16 protein-coding genes are annotated in these 23,232 nt (G+C 43.7%); 10 read left to right on the top strand and 6 right to left on the bottom strand.

Translation table 11 applies throughout. The features are described from left to right. Window positions 1–1,389 precede the first annotated feature (1,389 nt). Window positions 1,390–3,873, bottom strand: a complete 2,484-nt coding sequence (hrpB, locus tag ACOOEY_RS01430) for an ATP-dependent helicase HrpB (RefSeq protein WP_420386883.1) — start codon at window positions 3,871–3,873, stop codon at window positions 1,390–1,392. A gap of 261 nt (window positions 3,874–4,134) precedes the next feature. Here hrpB and yaaA point away from each other — a divergent pair, with 261 nt between their 5' ends. Then, window positions 4,135–4,899 (top strand): peroxide stress protein YaaA, encoded by a 765-nt coding sequence (yaaA, locus tag ACOOEY_RS01425; protein ID WP_420386882.1) that lies wholly within the window; start codon window positions 4,135–4,137, stop codon window positions 4,897–4,899. A 71-nt stretch (window positions 4,900–4,970) separates the two neighbouring features. On the opposite strand, the gene ACOOEY_RS01420 is transcribed toward yaaA, so the two are convergent. From ACOOEY_RS01420 to ACOOEY_RS01410, 3 genes are all read right to left on the bottom strand, one after another. Continuing rightward, on the bottom strand, window positions 4,971–8,147 hold the full coding sequence (locus ACOOEY_RS01420; protein WP_420386881.1) for a WD40/YVTN/BNR-like repeat-containing protein: 3,177 nt from the start codon (window positions 8,145–8,147) through the stop codon (window positions 4,971–4,973). 90 nt (window positions 8,148–8,237) lie between these two features. After that, on the bottom strand, window positions 8,238–9,086 hold the full coding sequence (locus ACOOEY_RS01415) for a DUF2911 domain-containing protein (protein WP_420386880.1): 849 nt from the start codon (window positions 9,084–9,086) through the stop codon (window positions 8,238–8,240). An 83-nt stretch (window positions 9,087–9,169) separates the two neighbouring features. Continuing rightward, window positions 9,170–9,703 carry a DUF2911 domain-containing protein gene (locus ACOOEY_RS01410; protein WP_420386879.1) on the bottom strand — a complete coding sequence of 178 codons (534 nt, stop codon included), beginning with the start codon at window positions 9,701–9,703 and terminating at the stop codon, window positions 9,170–9,172. Between the two features lie 68 nt (window positions 9,704–9,771). Here ACOOEY_RS01410 and ACOOEY_RS01405 point away from each other — a divergent pair, with 68 nt between their 5' ends. From ACOOEY_RS01405 to ACOOEY_RS01390, 4 genes are all read left to right on the top strand, one after another. Next, a complete protein-coding gene (locus ACOOEY_RS01405; protein WP_420386878.1) occupies window positions 9,772–10,368 on the top strand; it encodes a DNA-3-methyladenine glycosylase in 597 nt (198 codons plus the stop codon). Next, complete coding sequence (locus ACOOEY_RS01400) at window positions 10,350–11,285, top strand: 2-hydroxyacid dehydrogenase (RefSeq protein ID WP_420386877.1); 936 nt, start codon at window positions 10,350–10,352, stop codon at window positions 11,283–11,285. Before ACOOEY_RS01405 ends, ACOOEY_RS01400 begins: the two co-directional genes overlap by 19 nt. A 131-nt stretch (window positions 11,286–11,416) precedes the next feature. Beyond that, window positions 11,417–11,755, top strand: coding sequence for a PadR family transcriptional regulator (locus ACOOEY_RS01395; RefSeq protein WP_420386876.1), 339 nt, complete (start codon window positions 11,417–11,419; stop codon window positions 11,753–11,755). Beyond that, window positions 11,742–14,378: an ABC transporter permease gene (locus ACOOEY_RS01390; RefSeq protein WP_420386875.1), complete on the top strand. Its 2,637-nt coding sequence runs from the start codon at window positions 11,742–11,744 to the stop codon at window positions 14,376–14,378. Before ACOOEY_RS01395 ends, ACOOEY_RS01390 begins: the two co-directional genes overlap by 14 nt. On the opposite strand, the gene ACOOEY_RS01385 is transcribed toward ACOOEY_RS01390, so the two are convergent. Beyond that, the gene (locus ACOOEY_RS01385) at window positions 14,379–14,969 is read right to left on the bottom strand and encodes a hypothetical protein (RefSeq protein WP_420386874.1); all 591 of its coding nucleotides are present in this window, start codon (window positions 14,967–14,969) and stop codon (window positions 14,379–14,381) included. A 58-nt stretch (window positions 14,970–15,027) separates the two neighbouring features. After that, window positions 15,028–15,714: a tetratricopeptide repeat protein gene (locus ACOOEY_RS01380; protein WP_420386873.1), complete on the bottom strand. Its 687-nt coding sequence runs from the start codon at window positions 15,712–15,714 to the stop codon at window positions 15,028–15,030. 93 nt (window positions 15,715–15,807) lie between these two features. On the opposite strand from ACOOEY_RS01380, the gene holA reads away from it, so the two are divergent. From holA to ACOOEY_RS01355, 5 genes are all read left to right on the top strand, one after another. Continuing rightward, window positions 15,808–16,830 (top strand): DNA polymerase III subunit delta, encoded by a 1,023-nt coding sequence (gene holA, locus ACOOEY_RS01375; protein WP_420386872.1) that lies wholly within the window; start codon window positions 15,808–15,810, stop codon window positions 16,828–16,830. A 71-nt stretch (window positions 16,831–16,901) separates the two neighbouring features. Then, window positions 16,902–19,988, top strand: coding sequence for a tetratricopeptide repeat protein (locus ACOOEY_RS01370; RefSeq protein ID WP_420386871.1), 3,087 nt, complete (start codon window positions 16,902–16,904; stop codon window positions 19,986–19,988). Then, window positions 19,981–21,624 carry a hypothetical protein gene (locus ACOOEY_RS01365; RefSeq protein ID WP_420386870.1) on the top strand — a complete coding sequence of 548 codons (1,644 nt, stop codon included), beginning with the start codon at window positions 19,981–19,983 and terminating at the stop codon, window positions 21,622–21,624. The genes ACOOEY_RS01370 and ACOOEY_RS01365 overlap by 8 nt, the downstream gene beginning before the upstream one ends. A gap of 71 nt (window positions 21,625–21,695) precedes the next feature. Continuing rightward, on the top strand, window positions 21,696–22,547 hold the full coding sequence (locus ACOOEY_RS01360; RefSeq protein ID WP_420386869.1) for a hypothetical protein: 852 nt from the start codon (window positions 21,696–21,698) through the stop codon (window positions 22,545–22,547). Between the two features lie 4 nt (window positions 22,548–22,551). Further along, entirely contained in the window at window positions 22,552–23,232 is a 681-nt protein-coding gene (locus ACOOEY_RS01355) for a MotA/TolQ/ExbB proton channel family protein (RefSeq protein ID WP_420388626.1), read from the top strand.

Here is a 23,232-nt window from a genome sequence, read left to right as displayed (position 1 = left end):
AAGGATATGAAAAATAGGACATTCAAAACAAACCATAGAATACCTCCATTAGGTTTAGGCAAAAACTGATATCCCATAAAAACAGTAAAAGCCAAGAATATGATTAACCAACCATAAGGAGATGATTTAAACTCCAATAATAGTTTTGGATTACCATCATCTTCCAGAATGGTGCCATAACAAGAGCAAGGGGCATACGTGTTTTTCCAGATCATAAATGGCCTTATGAGAAGGGTTTTAGTATCTAAATTAACCTTGCCTTCCACCCATTTAGAATAACCTGGTAAACAATTGTGCCAACAGTCTTTGAGATATCGGTTTAGTGATTCAAGAAATTCCCGATCGGATGCTTGTGATAGAGGGATGATTCGTTTGGAAAAGGTGATTCGCAATTTTGTTATGACCGTTTATCCAAGATAGTAATTGTTAATAACAGATTCTTGACTTTAGTGATATGTTGCACAATTCCGGGGATTCTTCAGTCGCCTCATCCCTGATTTCCGATTTCCGATGAACTGATTACTGGTGCAAATCTCCTAGGGATTCTTCAGTCGTGCCTCCCTCTGAATGACGCTTACCGGAGCAGTTGGGGATCGCTATTGCACCAATGACTATTAACCAATAACCAATAACCAGTTCCCCAATTCTCCGATTTCCGATCAACCAATCACTGGTGCAAATTTCCTGGGGATTCTTCGGTCGTACCTCCTTCTGAATGACGCTTACCGAGGCAGTTGTGGAGTGTTAATGCACCAATGACTATTAACCAATAACCAGTTCCCCAATTCCCTAATCCCCTGATTTCCAATTCTCCGATTTCCGATCAACCAATTACTGGTGCAAAGCTCTTGGGGATTCTTCAGTCGCTTCATCCCTGATATACATCAGGATGATTCTCCTTCTGAATGACGCTTACCGAGGCAGTTGTGGAGTGTTAATGCACCAATGACTATTAACCAATAACCAGTTTCCCAATTCCCTAATCTCCTGATTTCCTGATTCCCCGATTTCCGATCAACCAATTACTGGTGCTAAACTCTAGGAGATTCTTCGGTCGTACCTCCCTCTGAATGACGCTTATCGGAGCAGTTGTGGAGTGTTAATGCACCAATGACTATTAACCAATAACCAGTTCCCCAATTCCCTAATCTCCTGATTTCCAATTCTCCGATTTCCGATCAACCAATTACTGGTGCAACGCTCTTGGGGATTCTTCAGTCGCCTCATCCCTGATATACATCAGGATGATTCTCCTTCTGAATGACGCTTACCGGAGCAGTTGAGAATCATTAATACCTCAATGACCAATTTCCTAATTCCCCAATTCCCCAATTTCCTAATCTCCTGGTTTCCAATTCCCCGATTTCCGTTCAACTGATACACTGGTCACTACGCCTTGCGCTTCACCCCACGAATGGCAGGTTCATTCCACGGATCATCAGGCCAAACATGCTTGGGATAGCGTCTTTTCAACTCTTTTCTTACTTCGAAATAGGCATCTGACCAGAAGCTTTTCAGGTCAGAGGTAATTTGAACAGGTTTAAAACCGGGAGAGAGCAGATGCATTAAGACCCCTTGCTTTCCTCCATTAATCTTTGGTGTTTCGGCCAGACCAAATACTTCCTGAATACGTACGGCCAAGATAGGAGCCTCTGCATTATCGCGGTAGGCCAGGCGGATGTTTGAGCCACTGGGGACTTCAATTTTCTCAGGCGCCAGATCATTGAGCAGCTTCTGCTGATCATAGGTAAGACTGTGCTGGAGTATGTCCTTAAGGTTCAGTTTTTTTAGGTCTTCTGGTTTTCTGATATCATTGAGATATGGAGAAAGCCATTCGGCCGATGTTTGAAGCAGGGAGGTTGTACTCACCTCTGGCCACTGTTGATCTGGGTTCCACTTTCTAAGCGAAAGTACCCGGCTTTGCCACTGAGCAACTTCTTCATTGAAGTCCAGTAATCTTTCGCCTTCCTTCTTGATGGCCTCGATAATGGCATCCACTAAGTGAGAGGGATCAGGGTCTGGTAAAGGAGTACTTCTTAAGATGATATTGCCAATACAAAGGTTTTTGCTGGCAATGAGGCCACCATCGTCAGTGTCCCAGGTAATGACTTCCCTTTCCTTCACCAATGGAGCGAGGTCACGTGGATTGAGAGGAGAGGCCATATGAATCTTGCCCATACCATCACGGGCATCAATATGACAAACAGCCAGCCAGGGTTCTGCGGCCAGATCGTCACGATGTCCTGCCATGGCATATCGTCCGTTAGATAGTTGGAACTGCGCATTATTACCGGGACGGGCACAGGCAATGCGCTCGGGATAGGCATGTGTGAGCAGTACTCCGGTTTCGTATGGATCGACAAAGTCGTTATCCGCTTCAATCTGAAACAGCCTTCGGTACTGATCTGCTATTTTCTCGATGCGCTGAAGCTTTTTGCCGTCTCTGTTTTCCCTTCGGTGAGTTCTGAGCGCCTCAATACGCGTATTGATGTCAATGCCGGCTTCTCTGCCCAAAGGATCTCTTTCCTCCAACAGAGCGGCTATATCGCAAGCCAGAGGTAGATGGTCATGTTCTTCCGCCATGAGCAGCATATGGGCAATTCTTGGATGGCAGGGTAGTCGCAGCATCTTCTGCCCATGCGATGTGATTTTGCCATTTTCCAGTGCCTCCAATTGGTGGAGCAGATCACGGGCCTGCGCCAATGGCCCTGATGGAGGAGGAGTAAGCCATGTCATTTGTTGTGGGTCCACAATACCCCACTGAGCCATATCGAGTACCAGTGAAGCAAGGTCTGCTTCCATGATCTCAGGGACAATGTGCTCTGCCATGCGTTGGTGGGTAACCGAACTCCACATGCGATAACAGTGTCCGGCACTGAGTCGGCCGGCTCGTCCGGCACGCTGGTCAGCAGAATCCCTTGAAATCCGGACCGTTTCCAATCGGGACAATCCTGAATTTGGATCAAAACGGGAAGTGCGGCCAAAGCCACTATCCACCACTACTTTAATCCCCTCAATCGTTAAACTGGTTTCTGCAATATTGGTAGCGAGCACGATTTTACGCTTTCCGGAACGGTCGGGCATAATGGCTGCCTGTTGTTTATGAGGAGGGAGGCTGCCAAAAAGCTGGTGGATGGCCATGTTTTTACTTTGTCCTCTGAGCAGCTCAGCGGTCTTCTGAATTTCTCTTTGACCCGGAAGGAAAACCAGTACATCACCCTCATGTTGTTTTGTGGTTTTTATGATGGTTTTGGAGATCATTTCGGGAATCAGAAATTCGTCAATGTCTCCCTCATAGGTAACTTCTACCGGGTATTGTCTCCCTTCACTCACAACAGCCGGAGCTTTCAGCAGGCTTTTGAGCTGAGGCATGTTGAGTGTCGCAGACATGATCATAATCCGCAGATCAGATCTTAAGACCTGCTGCGCTTCACGACAAAGAGCAAGTGCCACATCGGCATGGATGCTACGTTCATGGAATTCATCGAAAATGACCATACCAATGCCTGATAGCTCATTATCTGACTGAATCATGCGGGTGAGGATACCTTCTGTGACTACTTCGATCTTGGTTTTTTCCGAGACCCGGTTATCAAAGCGGATGCGATAGCCAACCGTTTCCCCTACTTTTTCATCCAGGAAATAAGCCATGCGCCCCGCAATGGTACGGGCTGCGAGCCTTCTGGGCTCCAGCATAATGATCTTCTGGCCATTCAGCCAGGGCTCATCCATTAAGGTAAGGGGGAGAAGGGTACTCTTCCCGGCACCTGGAGGTGCGTTGACAATGAGCGTATTTCTTTCAGCCAGGTGCTTTCTGGTTTCGGGAACTACTTCTTTGACTGGGAGATCGATATGGTGGTATTGGAAGCTCATGGAATTAATGAGGTGCGAAGGTAAGGACTAATGTATTGCGATGTGCGATATGCGTAGTACGAAATCATTTAGAGTCCTTATTTGCCAGGAATTGGCTGTTGTCAGAGTTGAGAGTTATGACTCGGTCTGTTCGTCACGGGAAGGATAAAAAGATGGGACAGATTTTATTTGCAAATTGTAATAGGCTATTGACATAAGCTATCAATCATTCGAACATTTTAACTCTTCACTTTGTATGTTTGCACAAAGAGTAATTAAGATATGCTACTAGTACTTTCTCCTGCTAAAACCCTCGATTTTGAAACCCCTTGTGATCATGAAGCTTCTTATCCCAAATTCCAGAAGGAAGCGCTTGAACTGATTGGTGTCCTGAAAGAAAAAAGTCCTGAAGAAATTCAGGAATTGATGGATTTGAGTGAGAACCTGGCAGAGCTCAATGCCGACAGGTATAGAAAATTCGCTAAGGCCAAGAATACTAAAAGAGCCAAACAGGCGGTATATGCTTTTAAAGGCGATGTGTATGTTGGTTTGGAAGCAGAAGAGCTTTCTAATGAAGATATCCTTTATGCTCAGGATCATTTAAGGATTCTCTCGGGTCTCTATGGTTTGTTAAGGCCCTTAGACCTGATTCAACCTTACAGACTTGAAATGGGTACTCGTCTGGCATTCGATGACTACAATACACTTTATAACTACTGGGCTGATAAAATTGTCGCTCAGGTATTACGTGATTTGAAAAAGCAGGGCGATAAGGTGTTGATCAACCTGGCTTCTCAGGAATACTTTAAGGCCATTGACAGACCCAGTCTAAAAGCTAAAGTGGTCAATGTCGATTTCCACGACTTTAAGAATGGTCAGTACAAAGTGATTTCATTCTTTGCGAAAAAGGCCAGGGGCATGATGGCTCAGTACATCATTAAGAATCGAATCAATGAAGTAGAAGGCCTTAAAGGCTTTGACTATGATGGTTATTGGTTTGATGCAGATAATTCAGACGAAAATAACCTGCTCTTTAAGAGGGGATAAGTTAACCGCAAAGGACGCTAAGAGCGCAAAGTTTTGACTCCGTGCTCTTAGCGTTCTCTGCAGTATATTATTTAGTTTCCTCCAGACTTCTCTATCTCTATCGTTCTGTCCTTTCTTTCCAGAGCTTTATTGAACTTAGGGATATCCTCATTGATAATCTGATCGAACTGCTCTACAGCTGCTTTCAATCTTTCATTCAATACTTCATAAACTTCTCCCTGCTGATTGGTAGGTCTGAAGTCTATTCCGCTACCATTGATGTCACTCGCCAGGGCACTAAGTCGGCCATAGAGCTTAATTGGGTTGCGGAAGGCATCTTCACGGGCTCCTGTCAGGTGTACATCATATAGCTTGCTGGCTATGTCCTCGGCAATACCTTTCAGTCTGATCGCTTCCCTTTGTGTTCTTCGGTCGCTTTCCTCTGCTATGATTTCTTCCAGCTCTTTTCTAAGTACTTCTACAGCGTTGATATTGCTGACGGCCACGTTCATGGCATCTCTCAACTGTAAGGCAAAGTAAACCTGAGCCTCAATATCTGCCTGACTTCCTTCAGAAAGCGGATCCTTTAAAACGGTGAGGTTATTACTATGCCTTTCCAGTTCATTACCATCGGCATCTTCGATCACCAATTCTATGTTATAGTCTCCGGGAGCTACTCTTGGTCCAAACTGACCGGCCATGAGATCCAGGTCCCATTGTACCAGAGGTCTCCATCCTTCTCCATTGAGTTGGACCCATGGACGGCCCGGAGGCTGAACCCGCAATTTAGGCTGGAATACCGGCTCATATCTCAGGTCCCAAATCATTCGATTGACTCCTTTATCATTTCGGGCATTCAATGTCCTGATGAGTTCATCATTCTTGTCTTTCACCTCAATTTTGACTGAACCAGATACCTTGTTAGGTAAGAAGTAATTAATGATAGCTCCATTGGGTGGGTTTTGACCCGAGTTGAAACTCTGTCCGTCTGTTTTGATGCTTTCCCTGGAGTTGAACCTGTAGGCATCATGTAGGTTGAAGAGAGCAGTGGAGTTTTCCACTTTGTCCATATTTCTGAGTGCTTCCAGATTATCCATGATATAGTATCCACGGCCATAAGTGCCTACCACCATATCATCGAACCTTTCCTGTATCTCGATCCAGTAAACGGGGGCAGGAGGCAGGTTCAGACGAAGCCTGTCCCAGCTGTTTCCATCATCATAGCTTACATAAATACCCTTGTCAATTCCTGCGTAAAGCAAACCTTCGCGCTTAGGGTCTTCTTTAATCACATGAACAAAGCTGGATTCAGAAGAAGGAATATCATCTGAGATTTTCTTCCAGGTTTGACCGTAATCTTCGGTTTTGTAGATGTATGGGTCGAAATCACCCATTTGGTGCAGGTCTACGGAAATATAGACCGTGCCTTTCTGGTATTTAGAAATTTCAATATTGGCTACAGTTCCCCATTCAGGTAAGCCCTGGATGTTAGCTGTTACATTGGTCCAGTCCTGACCACCGTTTCTGGTTACCTGAACCTGACCATCATTAGTGCCTACCCAGATCAATCCTTCTTCCATTGGAGATTCCTCAATGGCAAAGAGGGTAGAACCATCAAAAGTCATCAGGTTATCGATGGCCACACCACCAGAGCTTTGCTGATGATCCTTCAGATTAAGCGTCAGATCGGGGCTGATGATTTGCCAGCTCTGACCACCATCATCTGACTGGTGGACATACTGGCTACCAACATAGACTCTTCCTTTTGTGTGAGGAGAGAAACTCAGAGGGAAGTTCCAGTGCCATCTGTACTTCATATCGGCAGGAGCCCAGCCATAACCGGCTTCAGGCCATACACGCACTTCTCTGGAGTGTCCTGTCCTTAAGTCATGTCTTTCCAGTCCACCATCGTAACAACCCGACCAAATGATGTTATTGTCGTTAGGGTCTGGCTGGGCAAAACCACTTTCGCAGCCGCCAACGCCTTTCCACAAACCCAGCGGAATATAACCTTGCAGTGAATTGCTTGGGCCCATATATGACCAGCCATCTTGTCGGTTGCCAAATACATTGTATGGAATCTGGTCATCAACCGCTACATGGTACATCTGCGCAATAGGAAGTACAATCCGTTGAAAAGATCTACCATGATTAAGGCTCATACTGACGCCTCCATCATGCGCAACCATCATTCTATCGGGGTTGGTAGGATCGATCCACATGTCGTGGTTATCTCCGCCACCTCTTGGTGGTCTTCTCTCACGAGTCTTGCCCCCATCGAGTGATTGTACAAAGCGTACACTCAGGGAATAGATTTCATCGGGGTTTCCTGTACCCACTGCAATTCGGGTATAATAAGGGGCACGCTCATTCCAGTCGTGATCTCTGCTTTGTAAGGTCCAGGTTTCACCCTTATCATCGCTTCTCCATAATTCAGGGCTTTCTGCCTCAAACAGGGCGTAAACTACGTTGGGATTGCTGTGAGCAATGGCTACTGCTGTCTTACCTATAGGTCTTTCTTCACCTCCCGGCAGGCCTTTGGTATGTAGTGGCTCCCAGGTGTCACCACCATCGGTGGAACGATATACCCCGCCTCCCGGGCCACCGCTGTTCAGTCCCCAGGTGTTGATGTGAATTGACCACATGCCTGCATAGAGAATATTGGGGTTTTCAGGGTCCATGGCCAGGTCAGCCGCTCCGGTGCCTTCATCCACAAATAATATCTTTTCCCATGTTTCCCCACCGTTTTTTGAGCGGTAAACACCTTTGTCTTGCTGTGGTCCATAGGTATGACCCAATGCTGCGGCATATATAATCTGATCGTTTTCTGGATGAACGATCACCCTGCCTATTCTTCCTGTCTTTTCCAGTCCTTTATGTTCCCAGGTACGTCCTGCATCGGGAGAAAAATAGATGCCATTTCCCATGGCATGGGCTGGCCTGATTACAAAGGTTTCTCCGGTACCGACCCATAACTGATTCGGATCAGCAGGGGCCAGGGCGATTGAACCAATGGATGAGATGTCCTGATCATCGAAGATCGGGCGCCAGTTAATTCCGCCATCATCTGTCTTCCAAAGACCACCTGAAGCAGCACCAATGTAGCTGATCATAGGATCACCCGGTACGCCTGCCACGGCAATAGCTCTGTTGCCTTCAGGGCCTATAAATCGAAATCGATGGTTTCCCAGCTTAGTATCCAGGTCACTCTGACCAAAGGCCAAAGTTGATATGACTGATAAGGTGAGTAGAATGAGTCGTTTGAACATAGTATAAAGGTTTGCAGGAAGTTAATAAAAAAGGAGATTAGCCTTGACTAATCTCCTTTTCATGGAATAGTTATTTGATCGCTGGTTGAACTACTTGTCTAACGAGGCGATTAATTTCTCATTCAGTCTCACATAATCAGGATTGCCTCCTTCTTCTGCCAGTTTCATAGACTCCTGAGCAGCAGACTTAGCTTCCGCTTTTTTACCTAGTTTAGCTAACAATTTGGCCTGAAGGTGTACTACCCAATATTGTTTTTGGGCAGAAGCATCAATGGCTTTGTTTACCCAGCCTAATGCCATTTCAGCATCCCTGTCAGTATCATAATAGTAAGTAGCCGCCTGGAAATAAATACCAGGGTTGGCGGGTGTATTATCAATTACCTGCTCTTTAATCTGAGCCATTACTACATCGTCAACTTTGCTTTCAATCTTGAACATGGCTTTGGTATGTTCCCATTTCATGTTCAGGTTAGCAGAATTCATGGTGAAGTCTGAAAAGCTGATAGTGAAAGTCTCGTACATGCTGCTTGGATGCTTTACAGGTACTTTGAATCTCAAAACATCATCTTTAGACTCATAGCCGATAGCTCCCCACCAGCCGAGATTTTTACTTAGGATAATGGTGGCTTCCTCTTCAGTGAACTCTGTATAAAGGGCATATTCTCCGGCAGCAACAGGATTGCCTTCGAGTAATACATCCTGGCTAAAAGAGATTTTGGTAGAGGCATTGGCTCCTGTTCTCCATACTTCGTTATAAGGGATCAATTCTCCCGCAACTTTTCTTCCCCTGGCACTTGGGCGTGAGTAGACCACTTTTACCTCTGCCATACCCACAGTTCCTTTGATTTCAAAAGTAGGACTGGCTGGAGGCATCTGAATCTGTGCATAGGCCATACTGGCACAGATCATTGCTATAAAACTAAATACAAGTTTTTTCATTGGTTTTGAATTTTGATGGGTGAAGATAAAAAAAAAGCTTCCATTCAAAGAATAGAAGCTTCTGCTTAATGTAGGTTAAAATCTTAGTTAGTAACCATCACAGGGAAGGTAACTGAGGTATTTCCCCAGGCTAACTCAATGCTCGCTTTGTTCTTGTCATTCTTGTCAAAGTCCTGCATCATAATGTAGAAGGTCTCTACTGATTTGTCAGTCTTGGAAGCTTTAGCCTTGAATCTCAAAACATCTTGAGACTCATCGTACTGGGTACCCCATACCTTAGCTTTGTTGATGATGATGGTCCACTCATTAGCACCCGGGATGGAATACATAGAGTATTCACCGGCTGATAATTTTTGTCCACCAATGGTTACGTCCTTATCAAAACTGATTTTTGTGTTGGCATTGGCTCCTGTTCTCCAAACATCTCCATTAGGAGCAAGTGTAGAAAGTGATCTGCCATCCAGACTTGGACGTGAATAGACCAAAGTCATTTGAGTATTACCAATCATTTGGGTAACTGTAACTGTTGGGCTGGCAGCCGGGCCACGTTGTGCCATCACGGCATTAACACTGAATAATAAAAGTAGAGTAGCGAATGAAATGAATGCTTTTCTCATTTTAGATCGGTTTTTTTGATTCTCCAAGTTAAACTGATTTAGTTGAATTTAGTTGCTTTGTTTTCAGGATGAAATTACCGGAAAGTTTTTATCAGCGTCAAAATGTAGTGCAGATTGCCAAAGAGCTGCTGGGTAAAACCATCCATACGATGGTCGATCACCTGCACACATCTGCCATGATCACGGAAGTGGAAGCTTACTCTGGAACCAATGACAAGGCCTGTCATGCCAATAACGGTGTCAGAACCAATAGAACTGAAGTGATGTATGCCAAAGGAGGACATGCCTATGTATATCTGTGTTACGGAATACATCACCTGTTCAATGTGGTGACCAATGTGGAAGACGTAGCCGATGCAGTACTCATTCGTGCGGTTCAACCGCTGGAAGGAGTTGACACTATGTTATCAAGAAGAAATCGGACTAAGGTTGAAAAAACGCTAAGTTCGGGTCCCGGTACGCTGTCGCAGGCATTAGGTATAAAAACCAATGTTCATTATGGAGAGTGGCTTTTAGGTAATCGGGTTTGGATAGAAGAGGGCGAGACAATTCAGGAACAAGATATGATTACATCCACCAGAATAGGGGTTGACTATGCAGAAGAAGATGCCCTGAAACCCTGGAGATTTTATATAAGAGACAGCTCATGGATCAGCAAAAAATAGATATTCTAATTTGTACCAAAGTATGGCAACCCGAACCCTGGGTTGAAGGTCTTTCTAAGTCACCATTGATTAATAAGGTGCATGTTTGGCCTACTGAAGAAGATTTGTCTTCGGTAAAAGCCTTGTTCGTCTGGAAGCCTATGGACGAAGGTGTAGTGGAAAGACTGCCAAACCTGCAATGGGTTAGTTCTCTGGGGGCCGGAGTAGATCACCTGGTCAATGACAGTCAGATACCCGAAGATATTCCCATAACGCGCATTGTTGATCCTTTCCTGACCCGAGATATGACCAACTACTGTATCATGGGAGTGATGATGTATCAGCGTAGTATGGATCAACACAAGATGAATCAGTCCAATGCACACTGGGACCGGATTGGCTATAAAAACCTTAAGGTAGGCGTGCTCGGCCTGGGTGAGTTGGGAGGACATTGTGCTGCTACACTGGCCGGCCTGGGCTTTGAGGTTTCAGGGTTCAGCCGGACTCCAAAGACCATAGAAAATGTGGACTGCTATGCTGGCGACCAGTTGGCAGAGTTTCTTTCTCCTTTAGATGTGCTGATCAACCTGTTGCCGGTAACTCCACAAACGGAAAGTATATTGGATACGAAGCTCTTTGATCAAATGAAGCGGGGCGCTTATCTGATTAATGTGGCCAGGGGAAACCATTTGGTGGAAGCAGATTTAATTGACTCGCTCGATTCAGGCCATTTAAGTGGAGCACTGCTGGATGTATTCAGAGAAGAACCCTTGCCATCAGAACATCCTTTCTGGAATCAGCCAAAAATCAAGGTTACACCTCATGTGGCCAGTGTTACTAGTCCTGATTCTGCTTTGAAACTTCTTTTGAAGAATACTGAAAAGCTGATTGAAGGCGAGGAGTTGCTGAATCTCGTTAACCGGGATGCCGGTTATTAGACTGCAATTCCATCCAGACTCAGTCCCGATTCAATACATCTAACAAACGGTTCAGTATTTTACTGGTATATTTCATTTGCAATAGTGAAAGATATCTATTTCATTTACTATTGTGAAACAAATAAAATCCAATGGGAAGAGTTCAGATAGGGGAGTTTGAAGAATTAGTGCTACTGGTTGTAGCCATTCTCAATGACAATGCCTATGGTGTAAGCGTCATGGAGGAAATTGAAAGTCAGACAGGTCGTAAGATCAATATCAGTGCAGTCCATTCTGCTCTGGACCGTTTGGACTCCAAAGGTTTTCTTAAGTCAGAAGTAGGCGGAGCTACTGCCGAAAGAGGTGGTCGAAGAAAACGCTTTTTCAAGATTACTGTAGCCGGACAGAATGCCCTGGATGCTATCCGTGAACAACGAAACAGACTTCACGATCAAATTCCAACATTAGGACTGAAGTATGTCTCCATTTGATCAGGAACCACCTAAATGGGCATTGAAGTTTCTGAAGCTCTATTGCAAACCAAGGGCTTTGGAAATCATAGAGGGAGATGCCTATGAGCTCTTCTATAAAAGAATTGAAGATGAGGGGCTGGAGCGAGCCAGGAAAAAGTTCTCCTGGGATGTGCTTCGCTTTTTCCGTCTCAGATACATCAAAGGTCTCGAAGATTTTAACTCATTAAACAACATTGCTATGTTCAAAAACTATTTCAAAATATCGGTGAGGAGTTTGCTTAAGCAGCGTTTTTACTCCTTCATTAACATTTCAGGATTGGCACTTGGTCTGGCCGCCTGTCTGTTAATTCTGCTTTATGTAAGCCATGAATTGAGCTATGACAAATACCACAAAGATGGTGACAGGGTATTCTATGTAGCCAATGGTACATCAGGAGCCTGGACACCCGCACGAATAGGAATCCAGATGAAAATCGATTTTCCTGAAGTAGAAGAAATAGCCCGCCTGCAGGGGCCTTACAGCCAAACGTTTAAGGTGAATAATCAGGTTTTTAAGGAGCCGAGAGGTTATAGTGCCGATTCTGCTTTCCACCATTTATTCACGGTAGATTTCCTTGAAGGTAATCCGGATGAAGCTTTGACTGAGCCGAATGCTATTGTGCTTACCCAAACGCTGGCCGATAAACTATTCAACTATGAGAGTGCACTGGGCAAAATCATTGAGTTGGACGGACAGGATGTTCAGGTGACGGGAGTTGTGGCAGACCCTCCAAAGAATACTCACTTCAGATTTAGCTATATCAATTCGTACCCTAAAGAGAGTTGGATAACCATAGGTAACTGGACAGGTAATAACTTCTTTACTTATGTAAAGCTGGCACCGGGAGCAACTCCGGAACAGGTACAAGCCAAGATTCCTGATTTTGTCCGGGAATACATAGGGCCTGAATTGATTAAATACTCGGGTCATGCCTCTTATGATGAATTTTTGGCAGCCGGAGGGAAGAAAACTTATTCACTTATTCCGATGCAGGAATTGCACCTGTACTATCCATGGATTGCCAAATCCAACGGTAGCATAGACAATGTCTATATTTTTTCAGCCGTGGCATTATTCATTCTCATCATTGCCTGTATCAACTTTATGAACCTGAGTACTGCCCGTTCGGCCATGAGGTCTAAAGAGGTAGGCATGAGAAAGGTGTTAGGCTCCATGCGAGGACAGTTGATCAGCCAGTTCATGGTTGAATCAATTCTGGTCTGTCTGTTAGCGGCTATTCTGGCATTGGGTATTAGTTCTTTGTCACTTCCGGGTTTCAATCAACTCTCGAACAGGGATTTTACTTATCAGGATCTTTTTGAAGCATCGACCATGATTAAGCTGTTTGTCCTGATGCTAGTGGTTGGACTGTTAGCCGGAGCTTATCCGGCCCTGGTACTTTCATCATTCAAACCGATTAAAGCATTAAAGGGTGAATCTCAAACAGGGAGCAAAGGCAATGCCGTCCTAAGAAAAGGATTGGTCGCTTTCCAGTTTGCCATATCTATCTTTCTGATTGTCAGTACCGTGGTAGTGTTCAATCAGCTGAGCTTTATCAACAAACAAAATTTAGGATTTGAGCCAGAGCAGGTGTTGGTCATCAAAAATGCCGATAGACTGGGTAATAGAAGAGAAGCATTCAAAGCAAGAATGGAGCGTATTCCTAATATAGAGTCAGTTGCTATGACCAGCACATATGCGTCAGGCGGTGTGTCAGACTGGGGCTATCAGACGCTTGAAGAAAACCCGAGAAGTTATGGCTTTCGCAATATGTTTGCCACAGCTGACTATATAGAAACGATGGGGCTGGAGTTGATTGAAGGACGCGACTTCAATGAAGAACTGGTGTCGGATACAGCCAATGTTATCATTAATGAAAAGGCTAAGAAGTGGTTGGGTTATGACGAAGTGATAGGGGCTAAACTCAGTAGAGGTGATGGTGAAAACTATACGATCATCGGTGTGGTAAAGGACTTCAACTTTACATCTCTGAAAAGAGATATCGAGCCATTTATTATCCGTATGATGGATTCAGATGGAATCATTGGAGCTTCATGGGTTGCAGGAAATTACTTCACGTTAAAAATCAATGGCAATTATCAGGAGACTGTGAGTCAGATTCAGGATGCCTGGATAGAGACTTTGGCGGATGAACCATTTGAATATGTCTTTCTCGATGAATCTTTCAATTCCTTATATGTGGAGGAACAGCGCTTTGGTAAATTGTTTACCGCTTCTTCAGGCTTAGCCATAGTCATCGCCTGTTTAGGTCTGTTTGCCCTGGCAGCCTTCACCCTGCAAAGACGTTATAAAGAAATTGCAGTACGAAAAGTACTGGGCGCTTCTGTGAAAAGCCTCACCTTGATGGTGGTAAGAAGCTTCACCTTACTGGTGCTGATTGGTGCTGTAATTGCTATACCGGTGGGTTATCTGATAATGCAGAACTGGTTATCAGACTTTGCTTATCAGATTAACCTGAACAATCCTTTGTTATGGATTCTGCCGGTACTGGGGGTAGCAGCCATTGCCTGGCTGACAGTTGGATATCAGTCAGTCAAAACTGCTACCAGTAATCCTGTCAAAGCTTTGCGGAGTGAGTAATTAATTTCCCGAAGGAGGAGTGATCATAATATGAGCTCGGTACAATCCTGGAAACATTACCCATGGGTGTCCTTTACCATTAGGACTTATAGGAAGGCCTGTTGATTCGGCAGTAGCCAGAGGAGTGTAAATTACATACCTAAAGCTTCCACCTTCCAGCTCATTGGTTTCAGGGTTGTATCGGGCATTTTCTCCATAATAGATATTGAGCGTTGAGCCATAATTAGGTTTTTGAAGAGTTCCATTCTTCATCTCATCTTCTCTCATCTGAATAACCTCGCCTCTGTTTTTACCCTGAGCCCTGAGTTCGCGACCTCTGGCCATAAATGGTTCAACATCTTTAGGGTAACACACCACTTCGAATCCGGGAGAGTTAGGGTCATCGGCTCGCACCACAAAGTTATTGGTGCCTTCTCTCAGGGTAACGAATTCACCCTTTTCATTGAAGCCATAAACATGAGCACCATCTCTTACACTGGCAGGAGCCGCCAATACTGCTGATTTAATCTGGTCTTCTTTGCTCATTTGCTGGGCAAATAGAGAGCTACTGCCAAACAAGACCATACATATTACTAGAAGATTCTTTTTCATAGGGAATTGAGTTTGATACGTGAAGTTAAGAAGTGATACTGATTCTAGCTCAAGAAGTTTAATCCTTTCTGCCCAGGAGCTTCTTTTTAGTGAAGTCGCTGAAGTCTTTGAAACCCTCCTTAGTGAAAACAGACTTGATCACTTTCCATCTGGTTAATACTTCATTACTGTCTTTTCTGGGTACATCCTGGGTTTTCAGTTCTCTGGATGCATTGGTCTCTTCCCCTTTAGGTTCATAGCCAATGATCTTATTCGACTGATTGAAGCTTTTTTTCGAACGCTCCTGATAACCCAGTTTCTCTTCAATCAGGCCCTTGTTGTTTAGAGCAATGGCATCTTCGGGATCTAGCTCAACCGCTTTTTCATAATCCTTTATGGCCTCTTCACTTTTTCCAATTCTGTCTTTAAAGAAAGCTCTTGATGACCAGCGATAGGGGTTATCAGGTTCCAGCTCCAATGCCCGGTTGAATTGTAATTCGGCTTCCTGATTTTTAGCATTGAGATGAAGAGCTACAGCATAGTCACCAATAAAGGTTGCATTGGTAGGTTGTAGTAAAACGAGCTGTTGAAAATCGGCCAAAGCCTTTTCCAGTTGATGAATCTTGGAGAGCGCTCTTGCCCGGTTGTACAAGGCTGCTACATTTTTATGGTCCTGAGCCAGCGCCTGATTGAACAATTCTACTCCTTTATTGAAATCATCTGCTTTACAGGCTTCAATACCTTTCTCTACTATCGAATCTACCATTCTCCGCTTTTTTACAAATATAAACAGGCCATAAAAGTCTTGGTTCGTTTTGCCTTGAAAATAGATTCGAGGTTGTATATTTGACAACTGATCATGGCAGTAACTCCCGAGCAGATTTTACAGGATTTGAAGGCCGGAAAATACGCACCGGTTTATTTTTTACAGGGAGAAGAGCCCTATTACATCGATCAAATTACCGATTACATTGATGACAACTGTTTGAATGAAACCGAAAAGGGCTTCAATCAAACCATTATGTATGGTAAGGATGTGAATGTGGGGCAAATTGTGACAGCTGCCAGACGTTTTCCTATGATGTCTGACCGACAGGTAGTGATTGTCAAAGAAGCAAAGGATATTCAGGATTTAAATAAGGAAGAAGGGCAGTCGCTGCTGATGAACTACCTGGATAATCCTGTTCCATCGACTGTCCTGGTTTTTGCTCATAAGCACAAGAAGGTAGATGGTCGTAGACCATTGTCCAAGACCCTGGGTAAAAAGGCTATTCTATTAACCACCACCAAGCTCCGAGACTATGAGGTGCCCAAGTGGATAGAAGGTTTTGCCAAAGACAAGGGTTTTAAGATTGGCTATCAGTCGGTGCAGATGTTGGCTGAATACCTGGGTAACAATCTGGAGAGGCTCAGCAATGAGATCAATAAAATAGCCATTAACCTGAAGGAGGGGGAAGAGATTACCCCAGCGCATATCCAGAAGTATGTAGGCATCAATAAAGACTATAATGTCTTTGAGCTGCAGAATGCTATTTCGGCCGGAGATGTATTGAAAGCCAATCGCATTGTGAACTACTTTGCCGCCAATATCAGAGCCAATTCAATCATACCGATGATTGCTTTGCTCTACGGTTACTATACCAAGTTATTGTTGCTGCATAGCTCAAAGGATAAGTCAGACAGTGGTTTGGCCAGAGCTATTGGCGTGCCTCCATTCATTGTAAAGGAATACAAAATTGCAGCAGGCCGATATCCGATTGATAAAGTAATGCAGTGCATTTCATTGTTGAGAGAGGCTGACCTCAGATCGAAGGGAGTAGACTCGGGATCTATGCCAGAAGAGGAAATTTTAAGGGAATTAGTTTTCAAATTGATGCATTGAATAGTTCAATGACGAGTAACAATATTCAAACCGTAAAAGAGTTTAGGAATAAAGTGAGCAATTACAAATTGATGAGGAACCTATTAACTATTGTCACCATCAGCCTTGTTACGCTCGGGTCATTAAAAGCTCAAAGTACCTTACACCAGAATAGCGACAACAAATACTACCGATTTGGATTGGAGTTGCTTGACAAGGAAAAGTACAGTGCTGCCCGCGAGCAATTCGAAAGATACCTTCAGGTAGGTACTGATGAAATCAAAAAGGCCGATGCCGAATATTATGTTGCACTTTGCGCCCTCAACCTGAACAATGCCGATGGTCCGCAACTGATTTCTGAGTTTGTCAAGAAAAGACCCAGTCACCCCAAAGCTTCTAAGGCCTACTATAACCTTGGAATCAATGCCTTCAAATCTGCTGATTATCAAACGGCCAATAAGTACTTAAAACTGGCCAACCTAAACGCGTTAAGTGGAGAGGAGAGAGCAGAGACCTACTTCAAAATTGCCTATTCAGCCTTCAGTCTGAATAGAAAGGAAGAATCCATTGAGTACTTCGATCTGGCCAAAAGAGAATCTGGAGAGTATCAGGCAGATGCCAATTACTATTCAGGTTTCCTGGCTTATATCGACAATCAGTTCGACAAGGCCATTGTAGATTTGAGGAAGGCAGAGGAAAGTGAGAAGTATCGTTACAGAGTACCGATCATGATTACCAGCTCTTACTTCAAACAAAAGAGGTATGGAGAAGTACTGGCTTATGCAGATAAGTTCAAAGACATTGATGTGGAGCGTACCAGAATGGATTATCTCTATCAGATATATCAAATGGCAGGAGAGTCAGCTTATGCCGAAAGTCGTTACGAGGATGCCTTATCATTCTATGGTTTATATCGCCAGCTAGCCGCTCAGAGTATTACGGAACAAACACTTTATAGAATTGCCTATTCCAACTTCGCTCTCGGTAATGCGGAACCAGCTATTGAGGACTTCAAAAGAGTAGCATTGAAAGAGGATACTTTAGCTCAATATGCTTCTTACTATTTAGGGCAATTGTATGTAGAGCAAAACAACTATGTATTTGCTACTTCAGCTTTCGACAAGGCCGGGAAACTGCCATTCAATAAGGAAATTCAGGAAGAAGCTTCTTTCAATCTGGCGAAAGTAAACTTTGAGTCTAAGAAATATTCGCAGGCTATTACCGCATTGGACAGGTTCATCAGAGAATATCCAACCTCTCAATATATACCTGAAGCCAATAACCTGCTTTCAGAAGCCTTTTTGAACACCAGTGACTTCACCAGGGCTATTACATTTATTGAGAGAGTTCAAGATAAAAGCCCCAGAGTGAAGGCTGCCTATCAAAAAGTGACTTTCTACAAAGGAACAGAGTACTTCAATAGTGCCCAGTATACCAATGCAGTTCAGCTTTTCGATAAGTCTTTAACATACCGAGAAGATGGTGATCTGGAAACGGCAGCATTGTTCTGGAAAGCAGAGGCCCTGGCCACCGCCAGAAACTACACGAATGCCATAGACGCTTATCAGCAGGTATTTAGAACCAGAAACAGAGAGTCAGAATACTATTTAAAGGCTAACTATGGAATCGGATATGCTTATTACAATACCAGAGATTATCCGAATGCCAGAATCTATTTCAAACGCTATGTAGATGCACTTGAAGGTGCGCAAAATAAGCTGAACTATAATGATGCTATTCTGAGGTTGGCTGATTGTTACTATGTAGACAAGGCTTATGCTACTGCCATTTCATATTACCAAAGGGCAATAGATACCAACAACCCTAATATTGATTACGCATACTTTCAGAAAGGTGTAGTAAGAGATTTTCAGGATAAAAGCGATGAAGCGATTGAGTCACTCGATATTGTGATCACTCGGTACAACAGATCGAGGTATTATGATGATGCGATTTACAAAAAGGCACAGATTCAGCTGGAGAATAGAGACTTCAGAGCTTCTATTCAAGGTTTCTCAAGAATCATCGAAAGCCTGGAACAAAGCCCCTTTATTCCATATGCCTATGAGAGCAGAGCGCTAGCCTTTTTCAACTTGAATGAATTAGACAGGGCAGAGGAAGATTATAAAACCATTCTGGATAAATATGTGACAAGCCGGGTGGCGAATTCTGCACTGCTTGGCCTGCAGAACACACTGAAGCTAAATAACAAGGTATTGGAGTTCGATCAGTACCTGGCAAGATACAAGAGTGCAAATCCGGATAATCAGGCTTTAGAGAATATTGAGCTCGAGTCGGCTAAGAACCTTTACTTCGGTCAGGAATATGCTGCAGCAATAGGCGCCTTTGAAGATTATGAGAAGAACTATGCCAGCAGTCCTTTGAGACATCAGGCCAAGTTCTATCGGGCAGAATCTCATTACAGACTCAACAATACAGTCAAGGCTCTTGAACTATACTATGAGTTGGACAGAGAAGCTCAGGTAACGGATATTGATGTGGTATTCCAGAGAATTGGAGAGTTGCAGTTAAAAGCCGGTGATTTTGGTGAAGCAGCTAACTATTACAGTAAGCTGGAAAACATTGCCGTCTCAAAACGTCAGGAGAATGATGCCTGGACAGGACTTTTGGAAGCATATTTCAAGCTGGCTGAATATGATAAGGTGCGTGTCTACGCCAATAACATCATTACAAAAGGAAATATCAGTCAGGATCAGGTGAATAAGGCGCAGCTGTATCTGGGTAAGGCTTCATATCTACAAGGTAATTATGATGCTGCCATAGATGACTTCTTAAGTACCATCAATACGGCCAAGAACAAATACGGAGCGGAAGCTCAATTCCTGCTAGGCAAAATATTCAACCAGCAAGGGAAGTATCAGGAGTCGTTGACCACGCTATTCGAATTCAATGAGAATTTCTCAGACTACGATGAATGGTTAGGGAAGGCCTTCCTGCTCATAGCCGATAATTACATTGCTTTGGACGAATTATTCCAGGCTAAGGCAACCATCAACTCGATTATAGAATATTCAGAAATACCTGAGATTGTTAATCAGGCTAAAGAGAAACTGGCCGAAATAGAAAAAATGGAAGAAGCTTTGAGGCAACAGGAAACAAAGACTGATAGCCTGGGAACAGACAGTACCCGAGTTCAGAAAGGAGGTAACAATGAATAAGCTTGTTCAACTCCTTCTTGTAGTACTTTTCGTTTCAGGTGCTTTTCAAGTCCAGGCCCAACAAGGTCAGGGGGGACAATTGGAAGAAGCAGAAATCGTAATCCGTAAGAACAGAAGGATTACGCTGCCTCCGGCAACCAGGAATTTTGAAAAGATTCCTCAATTACCGGTGAGTGAGACCGATACCAAACAGCAATATTCTTTCAAAACTTTTCCTTATCGCTTGGGCCAACTGGAGCCTGCTTTCAGAACCGTCAATTATCAGGGTAATCAAAGACTGAATGAATTGAGTTCCAATTTCTTAAAGGTGGGATACGGAAATTACAGCACTCCTTATTTGGAAGGATATCTGGGGTCAAAACGACAGGAGTCTTATCTGTTTAACCTTTATGTGAGGCATCTTTCATCTAAGAACGGGCCTGTATTCGATGAGAATTCCGGAGAAGGAAGAACCGAAGCTGCAGTAAGTGCGAAATACTTCAGCAACATCAACAAGGTTTCCGGGTCGATGAACTATGCCAGTCAGAAAGTTCATTTTTATGGTTACAATCCCGTATTAGACCTTGAGTCTGGAGATATTGAACAACGGTTCACTCGCTTTTCTGCCAATGTGTTGATCGAGAATGCCAACAAGGAGCAGAATTTCGACTATCACTTTAAGACCGATTGGGTCTTCTTTAAAGACAACTTCAATGCCCGTGAGAACAAATTCAACTTTGATGTTGGGGGATTCTATGTCATTAATGACGACATGAGCTTTAGTGCCGACTTGCTGGCAACACTTTCTAAGCGTCAGGATACTCAGGAAGATAATAGAAGCTTCCTGAACTTCAGGCCACGACTGAAGTACCTAACCAATGGCATTACCATTAATGCAGGGTTTAACCTGGCAGGTGACAATGATTACAACAAAGGGCTTTCTATTTATCCGGTCATTGAAGCAGGATATGCAGTAAGCTCCGGTTTCCGAATCTATGCTGGTTATGAAGGCGATATTCAGTTCAATTCAGTAGAATCGACTGTTAGTGAGAATCCATTTCTGGAAGCTGACTTTGACCTGAGAAATACAGAGAAGGCCAGCGATATCTACGGAGGACTGGACTTCGAGCTATTCGAAGGCTTTACACTCAGTTCAGGTTTTAGCTATGCATCGCTTAATAATATTCAGTTCTATACCAATTCAATAGCTGATTCTACCCGCTTTGAAGTACTGTATGATGATGACAAGACCAAAAGGTTGAATGTATTTTCAGCCATTAACTTTGAGAATACGGGCAAAGTACGTAGCTCCTTAAGGTTCGATTTCTACAACTATTCATTGTCTTCGTTAGCCGAAGCCTGGCACAGGCCAGACTTCAAGGCAACATTCAATACAACAGTCTTCCCGATAGAGAAACTAACCGTGACTACAGACTTCTATTATTTGGCTGGATTAAATGCCTTGAATGGTGAAACAACGCAGGTTTTTGAGTTGGATGATATAATCGATCTGAATTTAGGTGGTAGATATGAGGTAAATGAACGAATTGGTGTATTTTTACAAGTAAACAACCTGTTCGGCAAAGAATACGAAAGGTATCTTAACTATCCATCTCGTGGTATTCAATTCTTAGGTGGATTATCTGTAACCTTCTAGTCTGACCTACGCCCATTTTAGTATAGTTTTTATTTTACTAATTTGTAATTCCATCATTCAACCGTATTTGTATGGCAGCTAAAAAGAAAAGCGATTCATCAGAAGAAAATAATAAACCCAAAAAGACTCCTGCTAAAAAAAGCAATAGGGGCAGAAAACCTGCGCCTAAGCCTAAGAAGGAAGAAAAACCTCAGGAGCCTGAAACTTCAGATGACGATTTCGGCCTCGATGATATCGAACTGGAACCAGTATCAGATACCCCTGAAGAAGAGACTTCTACTCCTGCACCCATTGTAGACCCTGTAGATAGTATTGAAGATGAGAGCCCTGAAAAGGAGCCTGAGTCTAAAGAGGAAGAAACTAAAGAAGAGGAGGAAGAAGTTACTCCATTCGTGTATACTACTGGTGAAAGTGAAGTAAAACAGGAAAGTGAAGTGGTGAAAGACAAAGAAGACAAGCCGAAAAAAGAGGAAAAGAACAATAACTCAGGAATTATCGCACTGGTAGTTATCCTGATCATCGTATTGATTGCTGCCGCTCTGTATTTCTTCGTTTTCAAGAAAGAAGAGCCTAAGCCTGAACCACCGAAAACTGAGCAAAAACAGCCTGATCCTCAGCCAGAACCAGAGCCGGAACCAGAACCCGAGCCAGAACCGGAACCTGTTGCTGAGTTGTTTACAATTTCTGCCCCTGAAGGCCGTTGGTATGTTGTGATCGGAAGCTTCTACGATGAAGATCTGGCTGAAGACAAAGCCCAAAGTATTGTAGATGGAGGCATGAGCGCTTACCTGTTAAATCCTACCGGTGATTTCAAATTCCATAGAGTAGGAATAGCACAGTCAGCAAACATGGCCGAGGCAGAGCAGAAAAGATCTGAGCTTGTAGGAACTTACGGTGAAAATATCTGGGTACTGAAATATTAAAATGGTGATATTATTGCAAGAACTAGCCACTTCCGACACTACGGCTATTGGAGGTGAGGCGGATGGAATACTTTCATTTTTTGAACTACTATCGAAAGGAGGTTTCTGGTTAATTCCGTTAGTGATTTTATGGGCTATGGCCATCTATATCTTCTTCGAAAGGCTGAGAAACCTCAACAGGGCTTCTAAAACGCCATTTGAGTTCATGGAGAAAATCAAAGACTTGGTAGTGAATGGAGATGTTAATGGAGCCAAGTTACTTTGCTCGCAGACAGATTCACCCATTGCTAAAATGATCGAAAAGGGTATCCATAGAATCGGTTCACCTTTGAAAACCATCGAAGCCTCTATTGAGAACGTGGGTAAAATTGAAGTTTATAAACTGGAAAAGAACCTTTCTTTGCTGGCTACCATATCCGGAGCTGCCCCAATGATCGGGTTCTTAGGAACGGTTTCAGGGATGATTCAGGCTTTCATAGCCATCGCGCAGGAAGAAGGCTCTGTAAGCCCTAAACTACTTTCTACTGGTATTTATGAAGCCATGGTCACTACGGCTGCAGGACTTGTGGTTGGTATTATTGCTTACCTGGGGTATAACTACCTGGTGTCCAAAGTACAGAAGGCTATCCACTACATGGAGTATACCTCAATTGACTTTATAGACCTTTTACAAGAACCACAGTAA

It is taken from the genome of Roseivirga sp. (genome assembly GCF_965216855.1).
In the GTDB taxonomy this organism is placed as follows: domain Bacteria; phylum Bacteroidota; class Bacteroidia; order Cytophagales; family Cyclobacteriaceae; genus Roseivirga.
Note: the sequence above shows the minus strand (reverse complement) of the source record. Positions and strands in the feature narration are given on the sequence as shown.

Excerpts from the sequence above, each read along its gene's own strand:
- hrpB (WP_420386883.1), bottom strand. The coding sequence starts at position 3,873 with ATGAGCTTCCAATACCACCATATCGATCTCCCAGTCAAAGAAGTAGTT.
- yaaA (WP_420386882.1), top strand. The coding sequence starts at position 4,135 with ATGCTACTAGTACTTTCTCCTGCTAAAACCCTCGATTTTGAAACCCCT.
- ACOOEY_RS01420 (WP_420386881.1), bottom strand. The coding sequence starts at position 8,147 with ATGTTCAAACGACTCATTCTACTCACCTTATCAGTCATATCAACTTTG.
- ACOOEY_RS01415 (WP_420386880.1), bottom strand. The coding sequence starts at position 9,086 with ATGAAAAAACTTGTATTTAGTTTTATAGCAATGATCTGTGCCAGTATG.
- ACOOEY_RS01410 (WP_420386879.1), bottom strand. The coding sequence starts at position 9,703 with ATGAGAAAAGCATTCATTTCATTCGCTACTCTACTTTTATTATTCAGT.
- ACOOEY_RS01405 (WP_420386878.1), top strand. The coding sequence starts at position 9,772 with ATGAAATTACCGGAAAGTTTTTATCAGCGTCAAAATGTAGTGCAGATT.
- ACOOEY_RS01400 (WP_420386877.1), top strand. The coding sequence starts at position 10,350 with ATGGATCAGCAAAAAATAGATATTCTAATTTGTACCAAAGTATGGCAA.
- ACOOEY_RS01395 (WP_420386876.1), top strand. The coding sequence starts at position 11,417 with ATGGGAAGAGTTCAGATAGGGGAGTTTGAAGAATTAGTGCTACTGGTT.
- ACOOEY_RS01390 (WP_420386875.1), top strand. The coding sequence starts at position 11,742 with ATGTCTCCATTTGATCAGGAACCACCTAAATGGGCATTGAAGTTTCTG.
- ACOOEY_RS01385 (WP_420386874.1), bottom strand. The coding sequence starts at position 14,969 with ATGAAAAAGAATCTTCTAGTAATATGTATGGTCTTGTTTGGCAGTAGC.
- ACOOEY_RS01380 (WP_420386873.1), bottom strand. The coding sequence starts at position 15,714 with ATGGTAGATTCGATAGTAGAGAAAGGTATTGAAGCCTGTAAAGCAGAT.
- holA (WP_420386872.1), top strand. The coding sequence starts at position 15,808 with ATGGCAGTAACTCCCGAGCAGATTTTACAGGATTTGAAGGCCGGAAAA.
- ACOOEY_RS01370 (WP_420386871.1), top strand. The coding sequence starts at position 16,902 with ATGAGGAACCTATTAACTATTGTCACCATCAGCCTTGTTACGCTCGGG.
- ACOOEY_RS01365 (WP_420386870.1), top strand. The coding sequence starts at position 19,981 with ATGAATAAGCTTGTTCAACTCCTTCTTGTAGTACTTTTCGTTTCAGGT.
- ACOOEY_RS01360 (WP_420386869.1), top strand. The coding sequence starts at position 21,696 with ATGGCAGCTAAAAAGAAAAGCGATTCATCAGAAGAAAATAATAAACCC.